Annotated in this window: 18 protein-coding genes; 9 read left to right on the top strand and 9 right to left on the bottom strand. The window is 61.0% G+C overall.

The window, feature by feature from the left end:
- Positions 1–284: 284 nt before the first annotated feature.
- The 4 genes from DL86_RS03710 to pyrH form a co-directional block, all read right to left on the bottom strand.
- The gene (locus DL86_RS03710) at positions 285–1199 is read right to left on the bottom strand and encodes a phosphatidate cytidylyltransferase (RefSeq protein ID WP_036258314.1); all 915 of its coding nucleotides are present in this window, start codon (positions 1197–1199) and stop codon (positions 285–287) included.
- Positions 1196–1969 carry an isoprenyl transferase gene (locus DL86_RS03715; protein ID WP_036258593.1) on the bottom strand — a complete coding sequence of 258 codons (774 nt, stop codon included), beginning with the start codon at positions 1967–1969 and terminating at the stop codon, positions 1196–1198. The genes DL86_RS03710 and DL86_RS03715 overlap by 4 nt, the downstream gene beginning before the upstream one ends.
- Positions 1970–2209: 240 nt before the next feature.
- Positions 2210–2770: a ribosome recycling factor gene (frr, locus tag DL86_RS03720; RefSeq protein ID WP_036258596.1), complete on the bottom strand. Its 561-nt coding sequence runs from the start codon at positions 2768–2770 to the stop codon at positions 2210–2212.
- A gap of 367 nt (positions 2771–3137) precedes the next feature.
- Positions 3138–3872 carry a UMP kinase gene (pyrH, locus tag DL86_RS03730; RefSeq protein WP_036258599.1) on the bottom strand — a complete coding sequence of 245 codons (735 nt, stop codon included), beginning with the start codon at positions 3870–3872 and terminating at the stop codon, positions 3138–3140.
- 378 nt (positions 3873–4250) lie between these two features.
- On the opposite strand from pyrH, the gene DL86_RS03735 reads away from it, so the two are divergent.
- From DL86_RS03735 to DL86_RS03745, 3 genes are all read left to right on the top strand, one after another.
- The gene (locus tag DL86_RS03735) at positions 4251–5669 is read left to right on the top strand and encodes a histidine kinase (RefSeq protein WP_036258601.1); all 1419 of its coding nucleotides are present in this window, start codon (positions 4251–4253) and stop codon (positions 5667–5669) included.
- Positions 5670–5741: 72 nt separating this feature from the next.
- A complete protein-coding gene (locus DL86_RS03740) occupies positions 5742–6377 on the top strand; it encodes a response regulator transcription factor (protein ID WP_036258318.1) in 636 nt (211 codons plus the stop codon).
- Positions 6378–6574: 197 nt separating this feature from the next.
- The gene (locus DL86_RS03745; protein WP_245276216.1) at positions 6575–7729 is read left to right on the top strand and encodes a hypothetical protein; all 1155 of its coding nucleotides are present in this window, start codon (positions 6575–6577) and stop codon (positions 7727–7729) included.
- 90 nt (positions 7730–7819) lie between these two features.
- Here the strand turns inward: DL86_RS03745 and DL86_RS03750 are convergent, their stop codons facing one another.
- Positions 7820–8599: an invasion associated locus B family protein gene (locus DL86_RS03750; RefSeq protein ID WP_036258603.1), complete on the bottom strand. Its 780-nt coding sequence runs from the start codon at positions 8597–8599 to the stop codon at positions 7820–7822.
- A gap of 444 nt (positions 8600–9043) precedes the next feature.
- Here DL86_RS03750 and DL86_RS03760 point away from each other — a divergent pair, with 444 nt between their 5' ends.
- Together DL86_RS03760 and DL86_RS03765 are read left to right on the top strand one after the other, a co-directional pair.
- Positions 9044–10888, top strand: a complete 1845-nt coding sequence (locus DL86_RS03760; protein WP_036258325.1) for an extracellular solute-binding protein — start codon at positions 9044–9046, stop codon at positions 10886–10888.
- Between the two features lie 37 nt (positions 10889–10925).
- Entirely contained in the window at positions 10926–11711 is a 786-nt protein-coding gene (locus tag DL86_RS03765; protein WP_036258327.1) for an SPFH domain-containing protein, read from the top strand.
- Between the two features lie 171 nt (positions 11712–11882).
- Here DL86_RS03765 and DL86_RS03770 read toward each other — a convergent pair whose 3' ends face one another.
- From DL86_RS03770 to DL86_RS03780, 3 genes are all read right to left on the bottom strand, one after another.
- Positions 11883–12845, bottom strand: coding sequence for a hypothetical protein (locus DL86_RS03770; protein WP_245276217.1), 963 nt, complete (start codon positions 12843–12845; stop codon positions 11883–11885).
- 561 nt (positions 12846–13406) lie between these two features.
- Positions 13407–14513 carry a linear amide C-N hydrolase gene (locus DL86_RS03775; RefSeq protein ID WP_036258332.1) on the bottom strand — a complete coding sequence of 369 codons (1107 nt, stop codon included), beginning with the start codon at positions 14511–14513 and terminating at the stop codon, positions 13407–13409.
- A gap of 207 nt (positions 14514–14720) precedes the next feature.
- Positions 14721–15572, bottom strand: coding sequence for an SHOCT domain-containing protein (locus tag DL86_RS03780; RefSeq protein ID WP_036258605.1), 852 nt, complete (start codon positions 15570–15572; stop codon positions 14721–14723).
- A gap of 138 nt (positions 15573–15710) precedes the next feature.
- Between DL86_RS03780 and DL86_RS03785 the strand changes: the two genes are divergently transcribed.
- The 3 genes from DL86_RS03785 to DL86_RS03795 all read left to right on the top strand — a co-directional run bounded on the left by DL86_RS03785 (position 15711) and on the right by DL86_RS03795 (position 17872).
- Positions 15711–16370 (top strand): DsbA family oxidoreductase, encoded by a 660-nt coding sequence (locus tag DL86_RS03785; protein ID WP_036258606.1) that lies wholly within the window; start codon positions 15711–15713, stop codon positions 16368–16370.
- A 192-nt stretch (positions 16371–16562) separates the two neighbouring features.
- Positions 16563–17207, top strand: coding sequence for a DsbA family oxidoreductase (locus DL86_RS03790; protein WP_036258334.1), 645 nt, complete (start codon positions 16563–16565; stop codon positions 17205–17207).
- 86 nt (positions 17208–17293) lie between these two features.
- On the top strand, positions 17294–17872 hold the full coding sequence (locus DL86_RS03795) for a hypothetical protein (RefSeq protein WP_036258335.1): 579 nt from the start codon (positions 17294–17296) through the stop codon (positions 17870–17872).
- 137 nt (positions 17873–18009) lie between these two features.
- Here the strand turns inward: DL86_RS03795 and DL86_RS19645 are convergent, their stop codons facing one another.
- Positions 18010–19503, bottom strand: a complete 1494-nt coding sequence (locus DL86_RS19645; RefSeq protein ID WP_156964462.1) for a hypothetical protein — start codon at positions 19501–19503, stop codon at positions 18010–18012.
- Positions 19504–19672: 169 nt separating this feature from the next.
- On the opposite strand from DL86_RS19645, the gene smc reads away from it, so the two are divergent.
- Complete coding sequence (gene smc / locus DL86_RS03805) at positions 19673–23128, top strand: chromosome segregation protein SMC (RefSeq protein WP_036258336.1); 3456 nt, start codon at positions 19673–19675, stop codon at positions 23126–23128.
- Positions 23129–23382: the final 254 nt, after the last annotated feature.

The following is a 23382-nucleotide window of genomic DNA, read 5'->3' on the forward strand; positions in this document are numbered from 1 at the left end:
GAGCATGTCTTTTGGAAGACGCCGCCTTTTCAAGAGACCGCGTCAAAAGACCGACCGAACACATCTTCCAAGCAAACCGGATGCCGGTTCACATAAGGTAAATGCGGCCAAAAATAGACTAAGGGCGTCTCGCCGCGAGCTCAGAGCTAGCTTGCGCCAGAAGGAGAGGCTAAATCAAGGCCAAGCCGCCAAAAGGCCAAAACGCATTCTCTTGGCGCGAACCGGCGGCTGCTGCGCCCGAATTGACTTGGAAAGCCGCTCTGGTCCTCAGGCGCCGGCAGCTTTCACATCAGGCGGAGAGCAGCTCCCGCCAAGGCCATGAACGTCGCCGCCGCGAGGAAGCCATCGAGCCGGTCCATGAATCCCCCGTGTCCGGGGATCAGAAGGCTCGAGTCCTTGACGCCGAACCATCGCTTCACGACCGATTCGAACACATCGCCAGCTTGGGAGACGAGCGCCGTGACAAGGCCAAGGCCAAACATCGCCAGCACAGACGAAAAATCGCCAAGGCCGCGCCCCCCGATCGAAAAGCCTAGCAGCTTGGCGGCGACGACGCCGAGAAGCGCGCCGGAAAACACACCGATCAGCGTGCCGGACCACGTTTTCGAGGGTGAAATTTTCGGCAAGAGTTTGGGGCCGCCAACCAGCCGGCCGCCAAAATAGGCGAAGACGTCGGTGCCCCAAACGGCGGCGAACAGCCAGAAGATCGCCTTTGGGCCAAAAGCCGCCGAATTGTTCAAGGCGTTGACGGAAATAATGAGAGCGCCGGCATAGACGACGCCGACAAAGGCCCAATAGCGCCGGGAGGAGCCGGCCGCCAAGGCCGTCGCCAGGCCGAGGATGGCGACGGCGGCGCTGGCCGCGCTGAAACTGCCTCTCCGGGCGAATTCCGCCGCAAGAACAAGCGCGAGGGCGACAAGGATCAAGCGCAGAAGAGGGCGGGCGGCGCGGATCAGGGTCTGCCACTCGTAGCCGACCGCATAGGCGGCGCCGAGCCATATGATGGAGAAGACCTCGCCGCCCCACCAGACCGCCGTGATCGCCGCCGTCGCCAGCACGAGCGAGGAAAGAATGCGCGGCATGATGTCGGCCAGCCGGCTTCCCCGGGGGCTGCCTGGCGCCGGAGGCTTTTCACGCGGCGCGTCGGAGGCATCGTTCCGAATGGCGGGCCGGGCCGGTCTCCCGAGAGGATGGCTCATATTTTAATCTTACCATTGCGGCCTTGCGCCGTCACCCCGCCGAACCGCCGTTCGCGCGCTGAAAACTCCGCCAGGGCGGTGGCGAAGGCCTCCCGGTCGAAATCGGGCCAATGCATCGGCAGAAAAACAAATTCGGAATAGGCCGCTTGCCACATCAGAAAATTGGAGAGTCTTTGCTCGCCGGAGGTGCGGATGATGAGATCAGGATCGGGGATCCCTGCAGTGTCGAGACGCTGGGCAAGCAGGGTTTCGTCGATCTCGGAGGGGTTCAGGCGACCCGCCGCGACGTCAAGCGCAAGGGAGCGCGCGGCTGCGGCGATTTCCTGTCGGCCACCGTAATTGAAGGCGACGATCAGGGTGAGCCGCGTATTGGCCTTGGTGAGATCTTCGGCCTCCGCGAGCAAGGCCCGAATATCGGGCTTGAGATTGGCCCGGCCGCCAATGACCTTCACCTTGACTCCGGACTTATGCAGATCGCCGAGATCGTTGCGGATAAACCGCTTGAGGAGGCCCATGAGGTCGGCGACCTCCTCGACCGGCCGGTTCCAATTCTCCATCGAGAAACTATAGACGGTCAAATAATCCAGGCCGAAGTCGATCGCCGCGCGCACGGTCCCGCGGAGCGCTTCCAGTCCGCGGCGATGCCCTTCGATCCGAGGCAGGCCGCGGCTCGCCGCCCAACGCCCATTGCCGTCCATGATCACGCCAACATGCGCCGGAACGTCATATCGACGCTGCGGAGCTTCGAGCGCCGGCTCTGCGGAGATCATGCTCGGCATCATTATGTCCTGGTGGCCAGCCGCCGGCGGCATCTTGATCCGCTGCCTCTCGTCTCGAAGGATGTCCCGGCTGCTCGCAGGAGCGGGAACTCTCGACTCCAGCCGCGGTGGGCCGGCGGAAAACAATGCAAATGTACTTACCAGATTCCGGCGGGTTCGCGAGGCCGGACTTTCACTTTGGCCAAGGCGAAACGCATCCAGCCAAAAGCGCTTATAGCAGACCTCTTTGGATCAAACTTGCATGATTTCCTTTTCTTTTATCGCAAGCGCCTGGTCGACCTCGCCGACGCATTGATCCGTCACTTTCTGGACTTCGCTTTCGTGACGCTTTTCATCGTCCTCGCTGATCAATTTGTCCTTGAGCAGCTTTTTCAGCGTATCGAGCCCGTCTCGGCGGACGTGACGAACCGCAACCCGCGCCTCCTCCGCATATTTATGCGCGACCTTCGCCATTTCCTTGCGCCGCTGCTCGTTCAGCTCCGGGATGCGAATGCGCAGGACCTGCCCCTCGACGGTGGGCGAAAGGCCGAGATTGGAATCGCGGATCGCCTTATCGACGGCGTTGACCATGGCTTTGTCCCAGACCTGAACCGACAACATGCGCGGCTCCGGCACGCTGATCGTCGCGACCTGGTTGAGCGGCATCGACTGGCCATAGGCGTCGACATGCACAGGCTCGACAAGGCTCGCCGTGGCGCGCCCGGTTCGCAGGCCGCCCAGTTCATGTTTCAAGGTCGAAATGGCCCCCTGCATGCGCCGCTTCAGATCGGAAATGTCGAATTCTGCGCTCATCATGAAACCCTAATGCCTAATATATGCCAAGCGGCCCGACGGACTGGCGCGAATTGCGGCCGTCGTTCGAGATTTTCGGATGGACGGCTCCGGGCGCCCGCACGCGCGGTTCCTGGTTGGCAAGTCCTGCTTGGCAAGTCCTGGCTGGAAAATCGCGCCGCCTCGGAGCCTCGCCGTCCAGGACCTTCGCTTCTATCCGTCTGCCCTAGCGCATGATCCGGCCGGAAATTCGGCGCCATTTCGCACATTCCGCTCTAGGCAAGCTTGCGTTGGCTCGCCATGCCAATCTTGCTTAGATTCTTTGATTTGCTCATCTTTTTCGTCCGAAAACCGGCGGCTGCCTTGCAGAAATGATGCTTAGCGCCAATCAGGGCGAAACAAAAGTGGCTTTGCCTTTTCCTTCGAGCGCCGCGCGGATCGCGCCGGGGTGTTGAATGGAAAAGACGATTATCGGAATCTTGTTCTCGCGCGCAAGCGCGAAAGCGGCCGTATCCATGACCGCCAGATTCTTCGCAATGGCCTCGTCATGGGTAAGCTTCTCATAACGGGTCGCAGTCGGGTCGCGCTTTGGGTCGGCCGAATAGACGCCGTCCACCTGCGTCGCCTTCATGATGAGATCGCATGAGAGTTCGGCGCCGCGTAAAGCGGCTCCGGTGTCGGTGGTAAAGAAAGGATTGCCGGTGCCGCCGGCGAGAACCGCGATCCGGCCCTTGCCGAGATGATGCAGCGCCGCCTGCCGCGAGTAGGCTTCGCAGAGCGAGGGCATCGGCACCGCCGACAGCGCCCGCGCGCTCTGGCCCTGCTTCTCGATCGCATATTCGAGGGCGAGCGCATTCATGACCGTGGCGAGCATGCCGATTGAATCGGCCCGCGCCCGCTCGATGCCCTTGTCGGCGCCGGCTATGCCGCGAAAAAAATTGCCGCCGCCGACCACCACCGCCACCTCGACCCCAAGCGCGGCGGAGCTGGTGAGATCGGCGGCGATCCGCGTCAAGGTCGGCGCGTCGAGCCCGTGGCTCGATTGGCCCATCAAGGCCTCGCCGGACAGTTTGACGACGACCCGCCGCCAGGGCGAAAGTTTGGTTGGGCCAGAGTCAGTCATTTGCCCGCCATTCTCCTCGCCCACCCATTTGCCCTGCGGAAGCGGCTAGCGAGGCCAAACCGCCTCTTGCCGCTCCATGCCAAGCCGGGCTTACATGGGCCATGCGGCTTTGACCCGTCAAGTCCCATCGGCGGGCCATTTTGGCCCATTTTGGCGAAGCCGCGCGCCAACCCCTTGCCATGCATTGCAGCGGCGGCGCGAAATAAAAAGAGCGGCCGACCTGAAAATGCCGCGCCTTCGTCCCCGCCGCCATTTCCCCCCTTGGCCGCAGTTTCGAGGCAAGCCGATGCCTGATCGCGTTAAGGAAATGCGATAAGCGGAGATCTGGAGCCGCTTTCCAGTCTGAGGGTGCTCGAGGCGCGGGCGAAGGAGAGATCGATGCCGCAGGAGACGGCGAAAAACTCGATGCGGATGCGCCTGATCCTGATCCCGACCGGCATTTTGCTGCTGGGGATCGTCGCCATGATCGCCGCGACGCTTCTCGACGCGAGGACGCGGATCGCCTCGGAAATCCGCTCCGGCGTCGAATTGGGGGATCAGTTGATCGGCTACGCGCTGGACGAACTCGCCAGCTCCAAGGATCCGGAGGCTGCCCTGCAGCGGCTGCGGACCGGCCTGTCGCATGTCCGCCACATCAAGGTCGCCTATCAGCCCCTGTGGCCGGACGCTGGCGCCAGCGCGACCCAAGCCTTGGATCAAAAGCCCGAGCCGAGGCGGCTGTCTTCCGCGCCAAACTGGTTTCTCGATCTATTCGAGCCGGCGCGGGTCCAGAAGACCTTTCCCATTGCGACTGGCGCGCGGCGCGGCGAACTCGTCATGTCCAGCGAGCCCACCGACGAGGCGGCGGAAATCTGGGCCAGCCTCGTCTTCCTGACCGCGCTTCTGACGGCGATTTCCATCGTCATCGTCGCGCTCATCCTCCTGACCGCCCGCCACACATTGCAGCCGATCCATCAGCTGGTCGAAGGACTGGATCGGCTCGGGCGCGGCCAATTCGAAGCGCTCGGGGAGATCCGCATCGCCGAATTGCGCCGGATCGGCGAACAGTTCAACCGCCTCGCCCACTCCCTCGCCCGCGCCGAAGCCGAAAATCATCTGCTCATCGACCGCCTGCTGTCGATCCAGGACGCCGAACGAAAGGAACTCGCCCGCGAATTGCACGATGAATTCGGCGCCTCGCTGTTTGGAATCAGAGCCGCCGCATCCTGCATCATCGAGGCGGCAGGAGCAGGCGCCGCCGCGCCCAAGCCTCAACAAGAGATTATCGAGCGGGCGCAAACGATCTCAGTCCTGGCGGACGCAATCCAGAAGCAGAATTATCGCATTCTGGAGCGGATCCGGCCGGTCATCCTGCACCAAATGGGCCTGCCCGACGCGCTCCGCCATCTCGTTGCGTCCTGGCGCGCCCAGCACCGGGAATTTGCCTGCGACCTCCAGATTCCGGACGAAATCGCGCGGCGGGCGCCGACCTTCGACGAGGAGGTCGGCCTGACCAGCTATCGCATCGTTCAAGAATGCTTGACCAATGCGGCAAGACACTCCAAGGGCGCATCCGTGCGGATCGCTATGGACTATCGCGCCGGCGCAGGGTCAATGGCCGAGGCGCCGCGCCTCCTTCTATCGATTGAAGACGACGGCGTCGGCCCGCCCCCGGCGCTCCAATTCGGTTTCGGCTTGCTCGGCATGAGCGAAAGGGTGCGCAAACTTGGCGGATGCCTGAAAATCGGCAAGGGAGCGCATGCAGGGACCCTGATCGAAGCTTCGATTCCGGTTGGACCCGCCCCGCCGTCGACGTGATTTGACGAGCAGGCTCCCCCTCATGCAGAGGCAACCGCGCGGAGCGCAAGAGGGTCAAATGGGCGACGAAACATGAGCGATGCGATCAAGATATTGCTGATCGAGGATCATCCCATCGTTCGCGACGGTTGCCAGCGGATCTTCGCGCGGCGGCCGGATTTCGCGGCCAGCGAAGCCAGCTCGGCCGAGGCTGGCCTCTCGGCCAACCGGCGGATTCTGCCAAGGGTCGTCATTCTCGATGTGGAATTGCCCGACGCCAGCGGCCTCGACATCATCTCAAGCTTGCTTGCGGATAATCCAACGGCCCGCATCGTCATCTTCAGCATGTATGAGGCGGCAACCTTTGTGACCCGAGCGCTCGATGCCGGCGCGCACGGCTATGTGACGAAGAATGATGATCCCAACGCGATTTTGCAGGCGATCGACGCGGTTTTGGCCGGATCGGTCTATCTTGGCCGGTCGGTGGCGCAAAATCTCGCCTTGGCCAAATTCGAGGCCGCGGAAGATCCTTTGCGCGCCTTGAGCGACAGGGAGCGCCAGGTCGTGGCTTTGCTCGGCGATGGAAAGAGTCTTTCCGAAATTTCGACCGCGCTGGCGATCGGCTATAAGAGCGCCGCCAATATTGTCTCGGCCCTGAAGCAAAAATTGCATATTCCCACCAGCCCCGCCCTCATCAAGTTTGCGGTGGAACTGAAAAGCAAGGCGTGAAGCAAGCGCCAGGCTGACGCCGACGTTCACTTAATTCAGCGATATGCGATAAAAAGGAACTCCAAGATCAGCCGGCGCTTAAATCATAATCTGTCTAAATCCGGCGAGAAGAGCTAAAAGTTCAACATGATGCTCGATCACTGCGCCGCTCCGGGCGGTCCCGTGGCGAGCCCAATATCGTTTAGGACACTCAAATATTGCTTGGGACAACCATGCTTGGCCATGACACCGCGCTCGATGAGGCCCTGAAAAGCCTCGGCCTCACTCATTTCATGCCGCCCGCGCCAAAGCCCGGCGGCATGATCCATGTCTTTCAAATGCTGGAGGCGCGCGCGCGCGGCCGCCTCGCGGGGCTTTCCGACGATTACGCCGCCCCGGGCGGGGTCGATTTCGGTTTCGCGGAGCATCGAGAATTCAACGCCTTTGCGCAGCGAAGCTCTCGGGACGTGATCTGCATCTATTCCGCGACGGTCAGGACCATGTGGAGCCTGTGCAATGCGGTAATGACGATCCGGGAAGTCTTTCCCTGGATCGACGATATCGACCGGCTCGGAGAAAACTCCGCGCCTCCGCCCAAAGGCGAATTGTTCTTTGTCCGCGAGGAAAACCATGCGAGCGAGGAGATCGAGCCGATCCGCCGCAAACTGGCCGCCGCCATCTTCGACGTAGCGATGGACTTCGCGTTGATGCATGAGGTCGGCCATCTCTGGAACGGGCATGTCGACCTTCTGCATCAAGAAGGCGGTCCGCTCCCCTTCCCGGAAATGCGCCTTATTGAGGCCAATGGTTTCAATCTCGCCGAGGCACAGGCGCTGGAGTTCGACGCTGATTCCTTCGCGATTCAGAAAGTCTTCGCGCGCGCCTATCGGGAAAATCAATTCAAGGAATTTTCGGAAGGATTGTTGAAAGACCATCGGCTTCCGCTCGATGGCGAGCATACCGCCTCGTGGTTTTTCACCTGGTTCGCCGTCTACGCCTTCTTTCGGCTGTTCGACGAAGCCTGCGCGGCGGCCAATATCGAGCAACGGCCACAGCCACCGGCCGCACTGAGGCAAGCCTGCCTGCTGTCCACCGTCGCCGCCGTCTCTGCGCGCCAGGGTTGGTCAAGCCTGGCGATGCCGCACTGGGCCACCCTGGCAACCGATGCCGGGCTCGAAGCGGAGCGCGCGATCTGCCGCTTGCGCCGCAGCGGCGTCAATGCCAACGCCTTCCTTGCCGCATGGGAAGGCCCGGCCTTCGATCAAATCGAAATCTATCTGCAGACCTGGGATGCTCTCGGACCCCGTCTCGCCCCCTTCAAGCGCGGCGCGATGGCGGCGAAGTCCGATGCGCCGCCAGCCTTGATTTCCTGACGCGCCGAATCAAGAAAACAACGCTCCGGCACCCGGCGAAGGGGCTTTCCCATCGCCGGACAATTGGCTTTTCGCTTCGGGCGCCGTTGCTTATTGCTTAGGCGGGGAAACGGGCGCAGGCGCCGCCGGAGCGGCGGGATTGGCCGCCGCGCCGGGCTTGGCCGCTTCCAAGCGCTTGCGCTCTTCCTCAGCGCGCTTCTGCAACTCTTCCTGCAATTTCTTCTGCTGCTCTTCGAGCACCTTCGGATCTATCGCGGGACCGTCGAACGCCTTGCCGAAGCCGACCAGCGGAATGCCGAAGGTGACTTCATTATTCACCTGGTTCTTCACCGCGACATTCAGGACCGTTCCCTTTTTGAGCTGGTCGATGGTGGCGCCCTTGACCTTGGCTTCCGCGAAACAACCGTTCGGGAAGCAGATTTCGAAATTGCCCTCCAGCGTCGCGCCTTTGTCCACGGCGAAGCGGAAGCCCGGCCGCAACAAAAGCCCAACCGGCATCAGAAGGCGGACAATGCGCGTGTCATCCCCCGCAACGTCATAGACGGCGAGCGCCAAGACCGGCGGCTGATCCGCCTGCGAGCTGAAATCGCGGGTCGTGTAGCAAATTTCCTTATTGGCGGCCTGATCCTTGCCGCAGACCTTGGTCCAGTCGTTTTGCGTCGGCGAGAGCTCGATCTTGACCGGGCCTTGCGGCTGCTGCGGCTGCCCTTGCTGCGCGGGCGCCTGCGTCTTTTGGGCTGGTTGTTGCGCGGGAGCTGGGGCGGCCGGCTTCTTCGCCGGCGGGTTGGCCTGCGCGAAAGCCTCCGCGCCGGCTAGCAGGAAAATGCCAGCCATGCCAGCAGCGCCGAGGCGTTTCAACGAGAACGGCATCAGATTTCCTTTCAATTGATCGGCCTTTCGAGAAAGTGTCGCGCCGATCGATCGGCGACAGCCTCTCTTCATCCGGCGATAGAAGCAACCAGCGGCAGACAAAGCCGAGATTGTGTGCCGCCGTCAAGAAAGGCGCGCATGGTGCCGCCTCGATTGTGGCGAAATCGGCTTTGTTGCTTGGGTTAAGCATTATTTGGCCTGCTTGCAAGTCCGGCGGCCGAGTCCGGCGGCGGCTCTGGCCCAGGCCGGATTTCCGCTTTCCTGCCGCAACGGACCGCGACTCGCGCGATCTCGCAAGTTACTCTCAATACAAAGCTTTTTCGGAGAAAACAGCTCGCCGCGCCCCGCTTCAGCTTGCGCCAAGCGGTTCGGCGCGCCACGGCGCAATCCGCCCCCGCCCGCGTTGGCCATGCGAATCACATCTCGATAGTTTAGATTGCAACGATGACCCAGCGCTTGATTCGGTTCGCCTTGGCTGTTTTCGCGGCCGCTTTCATATCCCTTGCGGTTTCGGCCGCTCAATCTCGCGCGGAGGCCGAGCCCGCCGCTTCGGCGCCCCAGCCGGCGATCGCCATGCATGGCGAGCCCGACCTGCCGGCGGATTTCGATCATTTGCCTTATGCCGCGCCCGATGCGCCAAAGGGCGGGCGCCTGGCGATCGGGTTTTTGGGCACGTTCGACAGTCTCAATCCGTTCAACCTGAAGGCCGGCTCGACCGCGCAGGGACTGAACGGCAATGTCTTCGAAACCTTGATGACGCGCTCCCTCGACGAGCCCTTCACGCTCTATGGATTGATCGCAAAGTCCATCGAAACCGACGCCGACCGCTCCCGCGTGACCTTCCGGCTCGATCCGCGCGCCCATTTTTCGGACGGCGCGCCGATCACCTCCGCCGACGTCCGCTTCACCTTCGATCTCCTCAAGACCAGGGGACGGCCGCAGCAGCGCGCCGCCTATGGGCTGGTGAAGGCGGTCGAAACGCCGGACCCTTTGACGATCTCCTATGATCTTGCCGGCATCGGCGACCGGGAAATGCCTTTGACCTTGGCTTTGATGCCTGTGCTGCCCCGCCACAAGATCGATCTGGCGCGGTTCGACGACGCCAGCCTGGAAGTCCCGACCGGCTCCGGGCCCTACAAGATTGCCGACGTCCGGCCGGGCGAGCGGTTGATCCTCGCCCGCGATCGAAATTATTGGGCCAAGGATCTGCCGATCCGCCGCGGCCTCTATAATTTCGATGAAATCGACATCGAATATTTCCGCGACGCCAACAGCCTGTTCGAGGCCTTCCAGGCCGGCCTCCTCGATTTTCGGGTCGAGACCAATCCGGTGCGCTGGACGACCGGCTATGATTTCCCGGCGATGCGCGACCATCGCGTCTTTCGCGAAAGCCTGCCAATCGGCGGCCCCAAGGGCATGGAAGGGTTCGCGTTCAATCTGCGCCGGCCGCTTTTCGCCGATGTCAGAGTGCGCGAGGCCTTGGGGCTTCTGTTCGATTTCGAGTGGATCAACGCCAATCTCTACAATGGACTCTACAAGCGCACGGCGAGCTTTTTCGATGAATCCGACCTCGCCTCGACCGGGCGGCCGGCGAGCCCTGCTGAGCGCGCCCTGCTCGCGGGATTTCCCGGCGCGGTCCGGGCCGATATTCTCGAAGGGCGATGGGCGCCGGCGCGGACCAATGGATCGGGACAGGACCGGAGCGAGCCCAAACGCGCCCTCGCTCTCTTGCGCGAGGCGGGCTATGAACTTGACAATGGCCGGCTGGTGAAAGGCGGCGAGCCGCTCGCCTTCGAGATCATGGTAAAAGATCGCAGCCAGGAGCGCCTCGCCCTCAATTATGCGGATTCGCTGGCGCGGGTCGGCGTCGCCGTCAAGATCAGGCTCGTCGATGAAGTGCAATACCAGCGGCGGCGGCAGAAATTCGATTTCGACATGATGCTCGGAAGCTGGCTCGCCTCGGCCTCGCCCGGCAACGAGCAGCGCTCGCGCTGGGGCTCGGCCAGCGCCGATCAGGAAGCCTCGTTCAACCTCGCCGGGGCCAAATCGCCGGCGATCGACGCGCTCATCGCCGCGCTTCTCTCGGCGAAAACCCGCGAGGATTTCATCGCCGCCGCGCGCTCCTACGACCGCGCGCTCCTGTCGGGCTTCTATATCGTGCCGCTGTTTCACGCGCCCGATCAATGGATCGCGGCCTCATCGACGCTGGCGCGGCCGCAGCGGCTGCCGCGCTATGGTTCGCCGACGGCCGGCGCGACGCTAGATACATGGTGGAAAAAGCAGCCCTGACGCGTCTGACTGCCTTGGGGCAATTGGAGAGATCTCGATGATTGGCGCCTCCCCCCTTTCCATCGGCCTCGCGGTCCTCGCGCTGCTGCTTCTCCTCGCCAGCGTGCGGATCGCCAACCAATATCAAAGGGCCGTGGTGTTCCGGCTCGGCAAATATATGCGCACCGCGGGACCGGGGCTTTATCTGCTGATCCCGCTGATCGATCGAGCCTGGACCATCGATCTGCGGACGATGACGACGGCGGTGGAGCAGCAGGAGGCGATCACCAAGGATAATGTGCCGGTGAAGATCAACGCGGTGATCTGGCGCCGGGTGATCGATCCCAAACGCTCCGTCGTCGAGGTTGTCGATGTTGGCGATTCGGTCGTTCAGGTCGCGGTGACCGCGCTGCGCGGCGTCATCGGCCAGCATACGCTGGACGACGTCTTGAAGGAGCAGCAGGCGATCTCCGAGGCGCTACAGGCCTCGATCGATCGCGTCACCGAACCCTGGGGCGTCAAGGTCGAGCGCGTCCAGATGAAAAACGTCGAAATTCCCGAATCCATGCAGCGCGCGATGGCGCAAGAGGCCGAGGCTCTGCGCGAAAAGCGCGCGCGCCGGATCAAGGCGGAGGCCGAGGTCGAAGCCGCGACGCTTTTGCGGCAGGCGGCGGAAATCATCATGCAAAGCCCGGCCGGCCTGGAATTGCGCCGCATGCAGATGATCACCGAAGTCGGCGCCGAGCAGAACACGATGACCATCATCATGATGCCGAGCGAATTCGTCGAAATGGCGCGGGCGTTCGCGCAGAGGTCGGGGAGCGGCGGCGAAAGAGGAAGTTAGCCTACGGGTTTCGGGTGGGCGCCTTTGAAACGGAGCCGAGATGAGCGCGCGCCGTATGAGGCCGAGGAGCCGGCGCCCCTATGCATTTGGCCGAGAGTCAAAGCAAAAGAGATTCTTAGTAAAGGAGACAGATCCGCTTTAGCGCTCTAACGGATCTGTCTTGTCTTTCTATTATTGACAGCTGGACAGCGGATCGGCGCAGTATGGAACGTTCTTCCAACTGAAGACGCCAGACGTGCGCGTGTCGATGGTCAGTCGCAGCCACTCGGCCGGCTTATTCGTTGAACCTTGCACGGTGATGCGCGTCAGATTGGCCACGGGCTGGGTGTGGTGGATCAAACCTATCGCGCTGCTCGGATTCGCGAGCGGATGATCAGTCCCAAAGACATGCGAATCGCCGTTGAGGAGCAGCACTGGCCGGCCGAACTGAATGCTGAGATTGGCCAATTGCTGCACAAAGGGCGTGTACCCGTTCAACCCATCGCCGCCCTGAACAATCGCCGCCGGATCCCACATATCGGCTTGCAGAGCGATGACCACGGCTTTGGCGCGTCGGGATATCGCCAAATTGAACGCCGCCTTCAGCCACCGGATATCGGCGGCGGTGCGGTCGGCAACTTCCTTTGCCTGCAAGGAAGGGTTCTCAAAGCCGTTGGTCCATGGCAAGGCATCATTGTTCGACCCGGGCATATTCAAGGTCGCGAACACCACTTTCTCGTCTTCCCAGATCACGTTTTCAACGAACTGGGCGTCGGCAGGAAACGCCGGATCGAAATCTATCGCCTGACTCCACACGCTTTTCTCTTCGAGCCCTAAAGTCTTTCCGGGCCTGGCGAAAAACAGGCTCCGCACGCTCGCCAATTCCTTGAGCGGATCGCCACTCTTGAACTCCTTGGCCTTGTGGCAGTCAGTCCATTCATTATCGCCTGGCGTATACACGACAGGAGATTTGAATTGCTGGAACTGGAAATAGATCTGCTGATTCCAGCCCGGATTCGAGGCGGATATCGGAGGCAGAATGCCGGCGCTCGTACAGGCCAAGCTGCCGGAATGAATGTCACCGACATGAATCACGCGGCTGACGGCGGGATCCGCATTGACCGAGTTGATAAGAAGCGGCGCATTGGTCAGCAAGTTTTGATTGTAAGGCCAATCGCCAAAAACGGCGATTGTAAGCTTGCCGTTGTTTAGGCGGTCATCGGCGATCGCCGAATGATTGACGATGGCCGCCGCTGCGAGCAGCGCGGTTGAAAGCAGAAGCCTTTTCATGAAGTTCCCCCCGGTATCTACCGGTCATGGTTGCGCAAGGCGCGTATGCCGCCGAACCCCGTTCGGAAAAACGTGATTCATTCGAGCAGTTGGCTAAAGAAACGAGCCAGGGGCAGAGAGCGCACAAAAGATGTCAGACCAATCTCGTCCGCGCACTTGTATATGCATGGCTCTTCATAAGTTTAAATTGGCGATATGTCGGTTTTATGTAGAAGGGATTACGTTTGCGCAAAATGTTTGGATGAGGATACAGCCGATGGATCAGACATGCGAAGTCAATTGACAGCCTGCTTCGGCACGCCATCGGCGGTCGGAACGACGTCAAACGCTTCGAACGATCCGCACCGTCGAATACCGCCTCGCGGCGTCATGCCGGACGGTTGAGCCAGTCCGGCATGACGCCGTTGATCCAAGCCGCAACGCCCTTCAGGGGTTCAGCGGCTTGAAAACCTCATCGCCCTTTATCGAGATTTTGACGATGTCCTTGGCGTCTAGGTTCATCTTCATGAGATCGACCATTCGGATCTGGCTGTTGTCATAGGTGCGGAAATGGTAGCGCTTCGCCTTGAGATCGGCGGCGGAGGTCCATTGCGTATAATCGGCCGGAATATTGCCGTGCGCATCCTTTTCGCGGTCGCGGGCGGCGCCCTTTGGAATGTCGAATTGATTGAGGATGTGAAACGCCTGCAACACTGCGTCGCGTTCGGTCTTTGACGGCAAGATCGACTGGCTGAACGCGACGGCGCGAACAAAGCGCGACGGCGGCGTGAAGTCGCCAGGCAACCCAAGCATCCCCGAGCCCTGGCCGAACGGCTCGAGCGTGATCGGGCCCAGCTTGACTGGCGGAACGTTGGTCATTGAGAAGTTCACATAGTTGCGCAGATTGGTCATGTGCCAATCGAACGCCGGCGAGTTGGTGATCACGCCCAACAAGTTGTCATAGACATTGAGCTTGCCGCCAACATATTCGATCACGATGCTTTTCCCGGAGGCGTCATGGGCGATGAAATGAACCTCCGGAGCGAAACCCCATCCCTCGTAGACCACGGCGGGAACGACAACCTTGCCGATGTTGGATTTTACCTCCTCGACGCTGGCGAAGTTCTCAAGCATCCATGAGCCCAGCTCCCAAGGCGCCATGGCCTTGCCCGCATCGGCCGCGGCGTAGGGCATGTATTCTGCGGAGGTTGGGAAGTAGAATAGCGCAGCAGCCAAACCTCTTTCATTCAACCCATCGAACAAGAACGGCTTGCCCACGCCGTTAAGCCCAACGCTGGCGTATTTCGCCTTCCATTTGAGCCCTTCCTTGCCGTCCGGCGTGGTTCCCGTCCGCGCATAGCCGCGCGGAACGATCATCAGCTCGGATTGCATGTCGATGCCGAATTCCAGCGTTCGCGCGTGAACCACGGCGCCGTCTTGTGAAGTCAGGCGGATGCCGGTGCAAGCCTCAAGGGGTTGCGCAGCGCCGCTCAACAACAGCGCGGCGGCGCCAATGGCGGAAACAACTTTTCGTAAGCTTTGTTGGATAATCATTAGGTTTCCCTTTTGTGCAGACATCCGTCGATTGCGCGTTCAATAATGGCGCGGATGTTTATCGTATTCGTAAAAGCTAGCCCTCCCCGTGAGGACCGCTGCGCAATGGTCTGGCGCCGTCGCCGCCGCGCATCTTCACGAGATTTTCGTAAAAAGCGGATGCGGGTTCGCGTTAAGAAAATGCGATAAAGAAGAGTAAGAGCACTTTCACAGCCGGCTCAAAAGCTCCGCCTTTTTGGCGGCGAATTCTTCCTCCGTCAGAATGTTCTTCTGGCGCAGATCCGCCAGCCGTTCGATCATGGTGAAAATATCGTCGGCGGATTGTCGCGCGGGCGCGGCGCTCGCCGGCGCTTGCGGCGCGGGCGTCGAAGGCGAAGAACCAAAACCATCGCGGCCGCCGGCTCCTTGGCTTGTTGTATTTTCTTGGCGCGAACCAGCATCCGCTTGGCTTGAAAACGCTCCAGGCGAAACCAAAGGCAGGTCGGCGACGCGCACGAGCCCATATTGGCTGGTGAAGGTCAAAGACTGATCGCCGCCCTGTTGTTGGGAGAAGCCGGTGATCTGATGGTCGCCCGCATCATGGACGCTCACCCGGCCATCATGTTGAATCGCGAGGCGGCGGGAGGCCGGGAAGAAGGCGTAGCGCAAATCATTCTGGGCGCCGGTCGCCGCCGGAGCGCCGAGTTCGTCCGGCCACCATTGGCCGGAAGCGGCGCCGGAAATGAACAGGCTGACCCCGTCCGACGCGCTGTGCTGGGACTGGGATTGGCTGGATTTCCGCGGCTCGAACAAGGGCTGAGCGCGCAAGAGATCGGCCAATTCGGAGCAAAGCCGGTCGACGCGATATTTGAGGCCCTGGTTGAACATATCGCCGACCATGATCATGCCGCCTTGCGACCATTGCCCCATGCCGCCAAGATCCGGGTGGTTGAACTGGGCCTGGACGCCATTGCCGAGCGCCAGCGCCCGCAGCAGCGTCGCGACCGCCTCGCTGCTGACGCCATGGCGCCGCGCCGTCTCATCCACGATTCTGAGCCCTTCGGGGCTGAATTCTTGCATGGCGATCATCTCCTGGGCGCAAGCGCCCATCCATCAGGCCCATTATGAGTAGGGCGCCAATTTGCGCTTGGCTTCCGAAAAATACTAAACGTGAACGCAGCGGCGCCGCCCGCCCGCTTTTTGCCGAAGGACCGAGCCATGAGCGAAACCCAAACCAGGCTCGTCGCCATCGACGCAATCGCCGATGTCGTCTGTCCCTGGTGCTATATCGGCAAGCGCCGGCTCGAGGCGGCGGTCGCGGCGCAAGACAGTCCCGTTCATGTGCGCTGGCGGCCCTATCAGCTCGACCCCTCGATCCCCCCGGATGGGTTTCCGCGGCAGACCTATCTGGCCAAGAAATTGGGCGCCGACCGGGTCGAGGAGGTCGAGCGGGAGATCGCGGCGGCCGGGCGGGAAGCGGGCCTCGCCTTCGCCTTCGACAAGATTCAACGCATGCCCAATACGCTCGACGCGCATCGGCTCGTGCGCATCGCCAAGATCGGCGGCATTCAAGGCAAGATGGTCGAACGGCTGTTCAGCGCCTATCTGATCGAAGGGCGAGACATTGGCGACCGGGGCCTTCTCATCGAGCTTGGCGTCGAGACCGGCCTCGACCGCGAAACGCTCATCGACCTGTTCGCGCGCCAGGACGACGTGCAATCGGTGAAGGACGAATTGGCGACGACGCGGCGGCTTGGCCTGACCGGGGCGCCGTTTTTCATTTTCGGCGAGGATGTCGTCGTGCCCGGCGCGCCATCGCAGGACATTTTTGCCGCCGCGCTCGCCAAGGCGCGCCGCGCGCCCTCACGGACGAATTGAGGTTTTGGGCGCCGCTCCTGGCTGGGCCTCTTCGTCCGAGCACGGAAATTGCTGTCTTGCTCGGCGCCAAAGCATATTCTCGTCTAACGAGAATATGCTCAGACTTCTTAACTTTGGAGCGATTTCTGTTCGATCGAATGACTCACATTCGATCGGAAAGCGCTCTAAAGCCATAGCGACAAGGAGCCTTTCATGAGCGACGAACCCGGACCGATCCCGATCGATATTGTCGGGGATGTCGTCTGTCCCTATTGCTTCATTGGCCTGCGGCTCGTCAACGCCGTCGTCGCCTCGGTGCCGGGTCTTGCCGTCGACATCCGCTGGTATCCCTATCAGCTCGATCCCGACATGGCGGCGCAGGGACAGGACCGCCGCGCCTATCTGGAAGCGAAATTCGGCGCCGAGACCGAGGCGACGCTTGCCCGCCCAGCGGAAATGGCCCGCGAATTCGGGTTGGAGCTCGCCTTCAACAAGATCCAGCGCCAGCCCAATACGTTCGATGCGCATCGGCTGATCCGCTTTGCCTATGGGTTCGGGGTGCAAACCCAAATCGTCGAGCGGCTGTTCCAGGCGTTTTTCCTGCAGGGCCTCGACATTGGCGACCGCACCGTCCTGATCGCCGTAGCGGCGAAATCGCGCCTCGACCCCGCTTTGGTCGAGGCCTTCCTCAATGGGAGCGAGGATGCCGCCGCGCTCCGGCAGGAGATGGCCGACATCCGCGCTTCGGGCGTTCATGAGGTCCCGCGCTTCACCTTCGCCGGCAAACAGGACATCGTTGGCCTCAAACCGGCGGAGGAATTCGCCGATGCGCTGTTCAACTCGATAGAGGAAGGGTAAGCCGCTGGACGGGCGCGTTTTCGCTGTCCAGGCTGTGAGATGGCGGGCTATCCTGCGCTTTCCCCTCCAGATTGAAAGCGCGCCGCATGAATGAACAGATCGCCGCCATCCTCGCGCGCATCCATGATCTTGAGGAGGAGCTGGAGAGGGAGGTCGATAAGGGCCGCGCGCTCTATGGCCCCGCCCTCACCGAAAATATCGCCGCCTTTCAGCGCGAGGCGATCGAGCGGCACCGCCGGCTGCGGATGAGCCTCATCCAATTCTTCAAGGAGACCCCGGCGCTTAATTTTTTAACGTCGCCGATTATATACTCGCTGCTGGCGCCGCTGGCCCTGCTCGATATTTGGGTGACGATTTACCAGCACATTTGCTTTCGCGCCTATGGCATTCCTCGCGTCAAGCGGTCGGATTATCTCATTTTCGACCGCTATCGCCTCGGCTATCTAAATCTGATCGAGGCGATCAATTGCGCCTTTTGCAGCTACGCGAATGGCGTCATCGCCTATGCGCGTGAAATCGCCAGCCGGACCGAGCAGCATTGGTGCCCGATCAAGCACGCGCTCCGGATCCGCGATCCGCACGCGCGCTATCAGAAATTTTTGGAATATGGCGACGCCGAAGGTTTTCGGACGAGGCTGGAGGAGTATCGGAAGAGTCCTGAGTAGGGGTGGGCATTGGGGAGAGGGTTGGTGCTGAGTGGGGAGCTGGCGTCAACTGGCGCGACTTTTTGCCCAGGGTGGGACGGCCTTGCGCCAGTAAAGCTGCCCGCCAAATCGAGGTGGAAGCGGTCGAACCCGCGATTTTAGTTCAGCAATGCATCTAATTTTTGCTGAAGCTCCCGATCTATGTTTCGTCTCGACCCGCTCGCAACTAGGCTCAGAAACCCCGTTATGTCTGCATCATCTAGCGCCAATATATACCCCCGCGTGTCTAGCGCTGTGTCTTTGCACCTCTTAGCAAAAAGCTTCTTGTCATCGATGTGCCTGCAACAAAGAATACCAAAAAATCCCCTCGTATGGCCAAAGCGACCACCCATTTGATCTAATTCTGGATTTTTTATTTCCTTCGAATAATTTTTACACTCGACCATCACATTGATTGCGCGCGTTTGCGGTGCTTTTAGCAATCTTTCAAAAAAACCACGCTCTGCGGCGTTTGTGTATTTAATATCTATCCTTTTACGGCCTTCATGAATTTCCTTTTCTTTGACCGGATAGATGAGTGCCGGATAGAACAAAAATTCGAGAACACCTGTCATAAATGAATGATACTGTGTCGCGGCATCGTTACCAGCTGGAATTGATGCTAGTGTGACAGACAAAGCCGTCGCAAAAGTCATTTCGTCAAACGTCTCATCGAAATCGCTGCTACCTAGTGCACCTTGAGCACCTTTAAGCTCGCGATACTGCTCTAATACTTTAGGGTTCTTTTTTACAAAATCGGCCATATCATCTTTTATGAAAGGGTGGCGTTTCTTTACATCTTTTTTGTATACACGTCTCCTTCCAGATTGAAGCGTATGAACTAAGGATGAGCTCGCCGCTAAATACTCTTGCTGCAAAAATTCGATCATATGATGATTGTAAAATTCTTGGCTGTCTAAAGATAGTGAGCGCCGTACTGAATATTTTGGCACAAGGATAATCGGCGATCCCTGTATTCTTGGAAGCGATTGATACGCTTGTATCCAATTTTCCGTTGTTGCGTCCCAGGTTGGGCCAACACTACAATTCGATATGATTGGTATCCCATGCAACTCACATTGCGATTGAGTATACGCAATAAGAGGTGAGCGAATAATATTCGTTGTTAAATCAGAGATAATGTCTCTTCCTATTCCTCTAATAAAAAGCTCTGCTTCTGCTAAATCGGAAAGGACTCCGGTTTGAACTGCTCTACTCGCCGCCAATGCCGATAATAAGTCACCAGATTTTGACGGACCTAAGCCCCTCCCCTGTGGACGACCCTTTGACACCCCTAAATACGTCTCGCCTGCTTCGCCGAGATGATTGGTTAAGTGTTGCGCCCTACTCATCTTATTTGTTTTGAGGGCTTCAAGCACGGCAGTAAAAAACGAACGCAAATGGTCAGCACAAAGAGTCGACCACTCGTCTCCTTTGATCTCCAAGGCATAAGGATCGACAAACACAGGAGTGTCTTTGCATGGATCAATGTTTACAAAGTCCAGCTCCGCCTGTGTCTTTCCCAAGTTGAAGGATTTGGAAACGTCCATCGTCTCACTGCCTTTTTTGCTAGCCGCTCCACGAAGGGCTACGATCGCAACATCGTTTTGCACAAATAAATCAACGCAAAGCCTTGCGCTCGCCGCCGCGCTTGCCCGTAATCGGCCGTGACGAATCAGCTGAACGCGCGCTAAAGGTTTAGTTTACTTAACCAAACGCTAACGCGCTTCAACAAAGATCGAAAATGTTGCAAAAGCTGGTCGCCGAGATAAAGGCAGCGCCATGAAATTCACAAAGCTTCGGATCGCGGGCTTCAAAACCTTCGTCGAGCCGACCGATTTCCTGATCGAGCCGGGCCTCACCGGCATCGTCGGTCCGAATGGCTGCGGCAAGTCCAACCTCGTCGAGGCAATGCGCTGGGTGATGGGCGAGAGTTCGTCGAAAAACATGCGCGCCTCCGGCATGGACGATGTGATTTTTTCGGGCGGCGGCAATCGGCCAGCGCGCAATATGGCCGAGGTCTGCCTCTTTCTCGACAATGCCGACCGCACCGCGCCGGCCGTCTTCAACGATAGCGAGGTTCTGGAGGTCTCGCGCCGCATCGCCCGCGACGCCGGCTCGACCTATCGCGTCAATGGACGCGAAGTGCGCGCCAAGGACGTGCAATTGCTGTTCGCCGACGCCTCGTCGGGCGCGCGTTCCCCGGCCATGGTCCGCCAGGGGCAGATCGGCGAGATGATTTCGGCCAAGCCGCAAGAGCGCCGCCGCATCCTCGAGGAGGCCGCCGGCGTCGCCGGGCTGCATTCGCGCCGGCACGAGGCGGAACTGCGGCTCAAGGCCGCCGAAGACAATCTTGTCCGCATCGACGATATTTTGCAGCAGATCGACGCGCAATCGAAGGGCCTGGAGCGGCAGGCGCGGCAGGCCGCGCGCTACCGCAATCTCGCGACCGAAATCAGGCGCAACGAAGCCCTGCTCGCCTTGATCAACCATAGGGACGCGGCCGAGGCTCAGGCCCTCGCCGAGGGCAAGCTGGAGGCCGACGCGCGCGAAGTCGCTGAGCGAACCCGGCTCCAGGCCGAGACCGCGCGCGTGCAGGCGATCGCCGCGCATCAATTGCCCGGCTTGCGCGAGGCCGAGGCGAATGCTGGCGGCGAACTGCAAAAGCTCGTGCTCGCCCGTGAAACGCTGGATGGCGAGGAACGGCGGGCGAAGGCGCGGATCGTCGAGTTGGAGCGCCGGATCGCGCAAATGACCAGCGATCTGACCCGCGAAACCGCGCTGATCGAGGATGCCGCCAGCGTCCTCGCCCGGCTCGACGCCGAAGCCCTGGAGCTGAGCGGCGCCGGCGAGGCGGAGGCCGGATTCGAGGCGGGCGCCCGCAAAAAGCTGGTCGAAGCTGAGGCCGCCCTCGCGGTTGCCGAAAAGACGCTGGCCGAGGCGCAGGACGCGCGCGCCGGCGTCGAGGCGCGCCGCGCCGCCGGCGAGAGCGCGCTGCGCGACGAACGGGCGCGGCTCCTCCGGCTTGAGGCGGATCTCGCCAAAGTCACAGAGGAGCAAAGCGCGCTGCAAGCCCAGCTTGGCGGCGGCGACGATCCCGCCTTGCTCCAGGCCGCGCTGGATCAGGCGCTTGAGACCGCCGAGGCGCTGGAGGATGAAGTCGCGAGCGCCGAACTTCGCCATGGCGAGGCGCGCGCGGCGGAGGCGCGGACCAGGGGCCCGCTGACGGAGGCCGAGCGCAAGGCGCAAAATCTTGCGACCCAGGTCCAAACCCTATCGAAACTGCTGACTGCCGGAACCGGCGGATTCTGGCCCGCGGTCACCGAAGAAATCAGCGTCGCCAAAGGCTATGAAGCCGCCCTTGGCGCGGCGCTTGGCGATGATCTCGACGCCTCGACCAATCCCGCCTCCCCCGCGCATTGGGCGCTGACCGACGGAGCGAGCGATCCGGCCCTCCCGCCGGGCGTGATGGCGCTCTCCGAGCTGGTCACCGCGCCCTTGGCGCTGACCCGCGCGCTCGATCAGATCGGCATCGTTCTGCGCGCGGAGGGCGCAGCCTTGCGCGCCTTGCTCAAGCCCGGCCAGAGACTGGTCTCGAAAGAGGGCGATCTGTGGCGCTGGGATGGATTTACCCAGGCCGCCGAAGCGCCGACGCCCGCCGCCCGCCGCCTTGCCGAAAAGAACCGCCTCGGCGACCTGACGCTAGACGCCGAAGCCGCGCGCGAGGTCGCCGACGAATTGAAGGCGGCGGCGGATCTGGCGCAGGCCAATCTCGCCGCGGCGGCGGAAGCCGAGGGCCGCGCCCGGCAAGCCCACAAAAACGCCTTGCGCGAAGTCGAAGCCGCGCGCGAAAAAAGCGCCGCTTTGGAGAAAAGCCAGGGCGCCGCCTTGGCGCGGCTCGCAGTGCTAGAGGAGGCTTCGCTTCGCCTCAATGGCAATCGCGACGAAGCCAGTGAAAAGCTGGCGGCCGCCAAGGCCGCGCTCGAGGGATTGGACGCCTCGGCCGAACTGACCGCGCGGCTGGAGACGGCCCGCGCCAATGCGGCGCAAGAGCGCGCCTTCGTCGCCGAAGCCCGCGCCGAATTGCAAACCCATCTGCGCGAGGCGCAGTCGCGGACCAAGCGGTTGCAGGCGATTGAGGAGGAGCGCAAATCCTGGGAGGCGCGCAGCACCAGCGCTGGCGGGCAAATCGGCGCTCTACAGGCCCGGCTCGAAGAAGCCGCCGATGAGCGCGAGAGACTCGCGGAGGCGCCGGACGCCTTTCTCTCGACCCGCCGGAGTCTGATCGGCCAGATCGAAGCCGCCGAACTGGCCCGCCAGCAGGCCTCGGATGAGCGAGTCGCGGCCGAAACGCATCTTGCCGAAGCCGATCGCCAGGCCCGCGCCGCGCTGGAGGCGATGAGCGCGGCGCGCGAGGAAAAAGCCCGCAGCGAGGCGCGGGTCGAATCGGCGCGGCTGCGCTGCGATGAAGTCCTGCGGACGATCGGCGCCGAACTCGAATGCGCGGCGGATGATCTTCCGGCGCTCGCCAATGTCGGGCCGCGCGACGAGCTTCCACAGGCGAGCGAGGTTGAAAAGCGGCTTGAAGGCTTGAAGCAGGATCGCGAGCGGCTCGGCGCGGTCAATCTTCGCGCCGAAGCGGAATTGAGCGAGACCCTGGCGTCCAAAGCCAGTCTTTCGACCGAACACGCGGATCTGACCGAAGCGATCCGGCGCCTGCGTCAAGCGATCCAAAGCCTGAACAAGGAAGGCCGCGAAAGGCTGATCGCGGCCTTCGACATCGTCAACGCCCATTTCCAGGAGCTGTTCACAAGCCTATTTGGCGGTGGCTCGGCTGAACTTCAGCTGATCGAATCCGATGATCCGCTCGAAGCAGGGCTCGAAATCCTCGCCCGGCCGCCGGGCAAGAAGCCGCAGGTGATGACTCTGCTGTCGGGCGGCGAGCAGGCGCTCACCGCCATGTCGTTGATTTTCGCGATTTTTCTGACCAATCCGGCACCGATTTGCGTCCTCGACGAAGTCGACGCTCCGCTCGACGACGCCAATGTCGAACGGTTTTGCGACCTCCTCGAGCATATGCGCCAGAAAACCGAGACGCGCTTCATCACCATCACGCATAATCCGATCACGATGGCGCGGATGAACCGGCTGTTTGGCGTCACCATGGCCGAACGCGGCGTCAGCCAGCTCGTCTGCGTCGATCTGGAAGAGGCGGAGCGCTTCCTCGATGCGGGCTGAACGCGGCGAAACGTCCCGGCCAAACAAAACCCCAAAATATTGTTTTTCAAGGCTATTTCAATAGCTTAGATGTTTCCGACTAAGTCTTGACAGGGGCGTGCGCCGACCATATGGTGCGCCCGGCTCAGGCGCTCGCCGCACGACGCCCTCACGTCTCTTTCTTTGCTCGCCCTAAAACGGGCGCCTTTCTCGCTTTTCGCGTCCGGGCGTCTTATAGATTGCTCTTGCATCCTTTTGCGAGGCAGGTCAGACGA

The organism is Methylocapsa aurea (assembly GCF_000746085.1).
GTDB classification, from domain to species: Bacteria; Pseudomonadota; Alphaproteobacteria; order Rhizobiales; family Beijerinckiaceae; genus Methylocapsa; species Methylocapsa aurea.

What these genes read in the sequence shown, in the direction of transcription:
- DL86_RS03775 (WP_036258332.1), bottom strand. Translation starts at nt 14,513, where the DNA reads ATGATTATCCAACAAAGCTTACGAAAAGTTGTTTCCGCCATTGGCGCC.
- frr (WP_036258596.1), bottom strand. Translation starts at nt 2,770, where the DNA reads ATGAGCGCAGAATTCGACATTTCCGATCTGAAGCGGCGCATGCAGGGG.
- DL86_RS03795 (WP_036258335.1), top strand. Translation starts at nt 17,294, where the DNA reads ATGAATGAACAGATCGCCGCCATCCTCGCGCGCATCCATGATCTTGAG.
- DL86_RS03715 (WP_036258593.1), bottom strand. Translation starts at nt 1,969, where the DNA reads ATGATCTCCGCAGAGCCGGCGCTCGAAGCTCCGCAGCGTCGATATGAC.
- DL86_RS03765 (WP_036258327.1), top strand. Translation starts at nt 10,926, where the DNA reads ATGATTGGCGCCTCCCCCCTTTCCATCGGCCTCGCGGTCCTCGCGCTG.
- DL86_RS03735 (WP_036258601.1), top strand. Translation starts at nt 4,251, where the DNA reads ATGCCGCAGGAGACGGCGAAAAACTCGATGCGGATGCGCCTGATCCTG.
- DL86_RS03790 (WP_036258334.1), top strand. Translation starts at nt 16,563, where the DNA reads ATGAGCGACGAACCCGGACCGATCCCGATCGATATTGTCGGGGATGTC.
- smc (WP_036258336.1), top strand. Translation starts at nt 19,673, where the DNA reads ATGAAATTCACAAAGCTTCGGATCGCGGGCTTCAAAACCTTCGTCGAG.
- DL86_RS03785 (WP_036258606.1), top strand. Translation starts at nt 15,711, where the DNA reads ATGAGCGAAACCCAAACCAGGCTCGTCGCCATCGACGCAATCGCCGAT.
- DL86_RS03780 (WP_036258605.1), bottom strand. Translation starts at nt 15,572, where the DNA reads ATGCAAGAATTCAGCCCCGAAGGGCTCAGAATCGTGGATGAGACGGCG.
- pyrH (WP_036258599.1), bottom strand. Translation starts at nt 3,872, where the DNA reads ATGACTGACTCTGGCCCAACCAAACTTTCGCCCTGGCGGCGGGTCGTC.
- DL86_RS03760 (WP_036258325.1), top strand. Translation starts at nt 9,044, where the DNA reads ATGACCCAGCGCTTGATTCGGTTCGCCTTGGCTGTTTTCGCGGCCGCT.
- DL86_RS03740 (WP_036258318.1), top strand. Translation starts at nt 5,742, where the DNA reads ATGAGCGATGCGATCAAGATATTGCTGATCGAGGATCATCCCATCGTT.
- DL86_RS03710 (WP_036258314.1), bottom strand. Translation starts at nt 1,199, where the DNA reads ATGAGCCATCCTCTCGGGAGACCGGCCCGGCCCGCCATTCGGAACGAT.
- DL86_RS03750 (WP_036258603.1), bottom strand. Translation starts at nt 8,599, where the DNA reads ATGCCGTTCTCGTTGAAACGCCTCGGCGCTGCTGGCATGGCTGGCATT.